This is a genomic window from Puia sp., from assembly GCF_036500295.1.
Lineage (GTDB): Bacteria > Bacteroidota > Bacteroidia > Chitinophagales > Chitinophagaceae > Puia.
This window is the reverse complement of the sequence record NZ_DASYCH010000025.1, coordinates 1-5,620: the sequence shown is the minus strand read 5'-3', so window position 1 is coordinate 5,620 and position 5,620 is coordinate 1. Positions and strand designations below refer to the sequence as shown.

The 5,620-nt window shown below is 56.5% G+C and carries 4 protein-coding genes; all 4 read left to right on the top strand.

Annotated elements, in window-relative coordinates; translation table 11 throughout:
- The first annotated feature begins 238 nt into the window (after nt 1–238).
- On the top strand, nt 239–2,737 hold the full coding sequence (locus tag VGM48_RS05985) for a sensor histidine kinase (RefSeq protein ID WP_331577042.1): 2,499 nt from the start codon (nt 239–241) through the stop codon (nt 2,735–2,737).
- The gene (locus VGM48_RS05980; protein ID WP_331577040.1) at nt 2,734–4,122 is read left to right on the top strand and encodes a sigma-54 dependent transcriptional regulator; all 1,389 of its coding nucleotides are present in this window, start codon (nt 2,734–2,736) and stop codon (nt 4,120–4,122) included. Before VGM48_RS05985 ends, VGM48_RS05980 begins: the two co-directional genes overlap by 4 nt.
- Before the next feature lie 150 nt (nt 4,123–4,272).
- Nucleotides 4,273–5,142: an alpha/beta hydrolase gene (locus tag VGM48_RS05975; protein ID WP_331577038.1), complete on the top strand. Its 870-nt coding sequence runs from the start codon at nt 4,273–4,275 to the stop codon at nt 5,140–5,142.
- Between the two features lie 37 nt (nt 5,143–5,179).
- Nucleotides 5,180–5,620 (top strand): SDR family NAD(P)-dependent oxidoreductase (locus VGM48_RS05970; RefSeq protein WP_331577036.1); only part of this gene is annotated, 441 nt, incomplete at its 3' end.

Sequence of the window (5,620 nt, the reverse complement as noted above, 5' to 3'; positions counted from 1 at the left end):
TCGATGGCTGCAGCAGTTTCCTTATCGTACCGGCCTTTCGTGGTGGGTCTTCGCGGTTGCGGGCGCCGGGGCGGTGCTGATCAGTTTTGCGACGGTGAGTTATCAAACCGTGAAGGCGGCATTGACCAATCCGGTGACCAGTCTGCGGGCGGAGTAAAAGATACCCCCTCGCCCGCCGCAAATATTTCACTAGCTTTGCTCCGAAGGCAACGCCGCACTCCATCGCTAGCCACCACCAATGAAATATTTCTGGATAATAGCGATTCTCCTATGTGCCCACCCGGCATCTTCGGACGCACAGATTTACGCTTATAAAAAGCGCAGCGAACTCGCTCTACAATTACCCTCCGCCCGCCCCGACAGCAACAAGGTCTTTCTCCTGCTCAATCTCAGCAACGCCTATCTGAAGGGGAATATGCCCGACAGCTCTCTTTTCTTCTCGGCCCAGGCCCTGCAACTAAGCCGGCAGCTCGCGATGACCGAAGCCGCCAGTCAGGCCGCCTTTTTTGCCTGCAAGGCACACGCTATAAACGGGGACATGCCCGCGGCAAAAGCCGTCATGGAGGAAGCGACGGGTGAATGGAAGGTCAAGATGGCGCAGGAACTGGCCGAGCATTACGCCTTCCGACCGGGTAACCTCCCCGCGAACCTCGACTCCGCCTGGCCCTATATTCAGCTGGTGGGCCGGCTTAGCGAAGCCGTCGGCACCACGTGGGCGATCCAGAATGCCCGGGTCGTCCTGGGGAAATATTATTTCCAGCGCGGCGAACTGCAAAAAGGGATCGATTGCTTCAACATCAACCTGCGGGAAAACCAGGCCGGCGGCGACAAAATAAAAGAAGCCAAGGGATGGGAACTGCTGGCCGACAACCTGCCGCCCACCTTCGAAACGATGCCGCTGGCGGTCCACGCCGATTCCACGGCCCTCCGGCTCCACGAACAGGCCGGCAAACATGAGGACGCGCTGTACGATCTGGAAGCGCTTGCCAACCATCATTGGTGGATGGGGTTGTTCAAACTGGCCGTGGATGAACAATCGCGGGTCAATGAAGGGATGCTCGCCCTTGGAAAGAAAAAGATGTATACCCATTATGGCGAGCTGGCCATCAAGGAGCTCTACCTGGGAAATCATGCACGTGCCCTCCAACTCCTGTTTATGGCAAAGAAAAACATGGACTCCCTCCAGGAAGACTATCTCGCCGGACTGATCGACAAACACCTCGGAAATGTCTACTGGGCCGAGCACGATATCGATCGCAGTCTACACTGTTACCGCCTGTCTCTGCAGGAAATGCAGGGAAAAAAGGACCTCTCCGTCTTTGGGACGGCCCTGCGTATCGTAAAAGGACTGCTCCTTAAAAACCAGCCATCCGAGGCCCGGCAGTTTCTCGTCGCCTTTCAACGGGACAACCCCGCCATCCGAAGCCGGGACAAGGAAATGATGGCCGCCGCGTGGGGAGCAATGTATGAAGCGGGGGATGAAAAAGATCAGGCAGAAAAACAATATCTGGAGATGGTCCGGTTCAACGACCTCGCCATCGTCGAAGAGACGAGGGATATCGACGAGATCCCCGACATTGCGCGACCGGAAGCCAACTATACGATGGGCCGGTTTTATATCGACACAAAAAGATTTTCCAGGGCCCGGCCCTTCCTCGATAGGGCGTTGAAACCCGAGAACGTTATGCCTGTGCCGGTCGATGTCCTGCGGGACGCCCACCTCCTGCTCTACCGGGTCGATTCGGCGGCCGGTAATCTATCCTCGGCGATGACCCAGCGGCTGTTGTATGAGAAATATGCCGACTCGATCTTCACGGACAATAAGGCCCGGCAACTGGCGGAGCTGCAAGTGCGCTACGAAACCGAGAAGAAGGACCAGAACATCGCGCTGCTCAGCAAGCAGCAACAGCTGGACAAGGCCGACCTGGGCCGGGCCGCGCTGGTCCGTAATCTCATCATTGCCGGACTCCTGGTGGCGTTGATCATCATCGGCCTTTTATATAATCAATACCGCGTAAAGCAAAAGAGCAACCTGGCGATCCAGCAGAAGAACGAAGTGCTGAGTCAGCTCGTGCGGGAAAAGGAATGGCTGTTGAAAGAGATTCACCACCGGGTAAAGAACAATCTGCAAACCGTCGTAAGTCTCCTCGATTCCCAGTCCGCCTATCTCAGCGCCGACGCGCTTGCGGCGATCAAGGACGGCCAGAACCGGGTCTTCGCCATATCGCTCATCCACCAGAAGCTGTACCAGGATGAGAACGCCGCCTTTATCGAGATGTCCACCTATCTGCCCGAACTCGTGAACTATCTCCGCGATATCTATGGCATCAAAAACCAGATCGCCTTCCATCTCGATATCGCCCATCTCGAGCTGGACATCTCCCAGGCGGTGAGTGTCGGCCTGATCCTCAATGAAGCCCTCACCAACGCCATCAAACATGCCTTCCCTGTAAAAAGCAAGGGCAATACGATCGTTATCGAGATGTCGACCGGAGATCGGAAGATCGTCAACCTCAAAATTGCCGATAACGGCATTGGCCTGCCGCCGGATGCGGAACCCGGCAAACAGCGAACCCTGGGAATAAAACTCATGAAGGGGCTGACGGCTGACCTTGGCGGGTCCTTTTCTCTCGAATCGCAAAACGGAACAACGGTGTATATTCGCTTCGTCGCCAATGTCAGCTTTGAAAACGCGATGAAGATCATCGCGTCGGACGAAACAACCCAACGAATATGAGACAGAAGATCCTTATTGTCGAAGACGAGTTTGTGGAAGCCAACCATATTCAAACCATCCTTGAGCAGGCCGGGTATCAGGTGGCGGGTATCGCCCGTTCCGTCAACATTGCCCTGGAGATGATCGAGGCCGAAAAACCTTCGCTGATCCTGCTGGATATTTTTCTCAAGGGCTCGCTGACGGGCATCCATCTTGGAAATATTCTGAAGGAACGAGGCATCGCCTTCGTCTACCTCTCTGCCAATTCCACCCGCGATACCCTCGAGATGGCAAAGTCAACCGAGCCCTATGGCTTCCTCGTGAAACCCTTCCGCGAAAAGGATGTGCTCGTCACCCTCGAGATCGCGCTGTACCAGCATGAGCATCGCTCAAAACTCAAGGTCTCGAAGGCAAAGGCGCAGACAAAAACGGGCGCGCCGGCCGCGGAAAATGACTCGCTGGACGTCGATGTCATCGGCGAAAGCCGGCCCTTGAAGGCCCTCGTGCAGGATGTGCGGGTCGTCGCCCCCACGGATACCTCCGTGCTGATCCTGGGCGAGACGGGCACGGGCAAGGAGATGATCGCCAAAATGATCCATCGACATTCTCAACGAAGCGATGGCCCGCTTGTCAAGGTCAACTGCGCCGCCATGCCGGCTACGCTGATCGAGTCCATCCTCTTTGGTCACGAGCAGGGTGCCTTCACCGGTGCAGTACAGCGGAAACGCGGCAAGTTCGAACAGGCCGACCAGGGGACCATCTTTCTCGATGAGATCGGGGAGATCGGCCTCGACATGCAGGTCAAACTGCTTCGTGTGTTGCAGGAAAAAGAGATCGAACCGCTGGGCGGGGAAGAGGTGATAAAAGTGAACTGCCGGGTCATCGCGGCCACCAACCGCGATCTCGAAGCCGACGTGGCCGCCGGCCGTTTTCGCATGGATCTTTATTACCGGCTCAATGTCTTTCCGCTGACGTTGCCGCCCCTGCGCGATCGCCCGGAAGATATCCCGGCCCTCGCCCGGCATTTTACCGAACAGTATAGTCAGAAGCTGGGCAAACCCGTGCCGGCCCTCGCGCCGGCCGTGCTCGCCGAACTCCAGCGATCTTCCTGGCCCGGAAATATCCGGCAGTTGGAACACACGATCGAACGGGCCGTTCTCCTGGCGCAGGGCGATACCATTCGCGAGATCGCGTTCTCGCCATCACCGGCCAGGACGGAACAGCCGGCGGCGACCCTCTCCTCCATGGAAGACCTCGAAAAAAATCATATCATCGAAGTGTTGCGGCAGTGCGATGGGAAGATCGCCGGCAAGGGTGGTGCGGCCGAACTGCTGAAGATGCCGGCGTCGACGCTTAATTCGCGCATCAAAAAACTCGGCATCCGAAAGTTTAGAAATATTTATTAGTGGTGGCGCCGCAATCGCCCATGCCGCGACGCTCGCTAATCCGTTAAATCTCGCGCATTAGCGACGTCTTACAGTTCGCGCCCTGTTGATCCTCAATCGCTTATCCCTCAGGCACGCATCTTGTTCCCGCGGATTCATAAACGCAATCATATGAATCCGAATGTCATCAAATACCAAAAGACAAAAGTCTATGGCCTGAATGTCTTCTACCGCGAGTCAGGCCCCAAAAACGCGCCGACCCTTCTCCTGCTCCACGGCTACCCTACCTCCTCGCATATGTACCGGCAGCTGATCCCGATGCTCAACAACGATTATCACGTCATCGCACCCGACCTGATCGGCTTTGGCTTTTCCGATGCGCCCCACTACAAAGAATTCAACTACACCTTCGACAACCTGACCAAATATGTTCAGGGGCTGATCGATCAGCTGAAGATAAGACGATTCGCCCTCCAGGTCTTCGACTATGGCGCCCCCGTCGGCTACCGCCTGGCCGTAGCCAATCCCGAAAAGATCACCGGCATCATCTCACAAAATGGCAACGCCTATGAAGAAGGGTTGAGCGACGGCTGGAATCCGATAAAAAAATATTGGGAAGAGCCCACGGAGGCCAACCGCAACAACCTGCGGAGCCTTTCCACCGCCGAAACCACCCACTGGCAGTATTTCACGGGCGTCACGGATAAGACCCTCGTCGCGCCGGAATCCTATTCCCTGGATCAGTTTCTGCTCGATCGTAAGGACAATGGAGAACTCCAGCTCGACCTCTTCAAAGACTACGCTACCAACGTCGCCCTGTACCCGACGTTTCATGAATACTTCCGGGAGCACCAGCCGCCGCTCCTCGCCGTTTGGGGTGACAAGGACCCGTTCTTCCTGCCCGCCGGCGCGAAGGCGTTTAAAAAAGACCTGCCAAAAGCCACCGTCAAATTCTATGATACCGGGCATTTCGCCCTCGAGACCCATGTGAATGAGATTGGCGCGGAGATCGGCCGCTTTCTCGAAACGCTGCCAAAATAGATATCGCCCACACCTACAATAGACAATTATAACATTTATGAACAACCGAATCGCAATCGTAACCGGCGCGAGCGCTGGGATCGGCGCCGCAACCGCCATCCGCCTCGCCAGGGATTTTTCCGGGCTCGTTCTCGTTGCCCGTCGTCAAACCGAACTCGAAACAACCGCCAGGAGCGTCACCGAAGCAGGCGCTACCCCGCTGGTTGTCGCCGCCGACCTTCGTCAGGCTTCCGCCGCCGATCAGGTCATCGCCGAAACGCTCCGCCGGTTCGGGCGTATCGACGCCGTGGTCAACATCGCCGGCGCGGTTCCACAAATCCATCTCCTTGAAATGACCGATGAACAATGGAACGATGGTGCGGAAATGAAGCTCCACGGCGCACGCCGGCTGACGATCAAGGCCTGGCCGCATCTGAAAGAAACGAGGGGATCGGTCATTTTCACTTCGGGTAACTCTGCGCAGCATCCAAAACCGGGT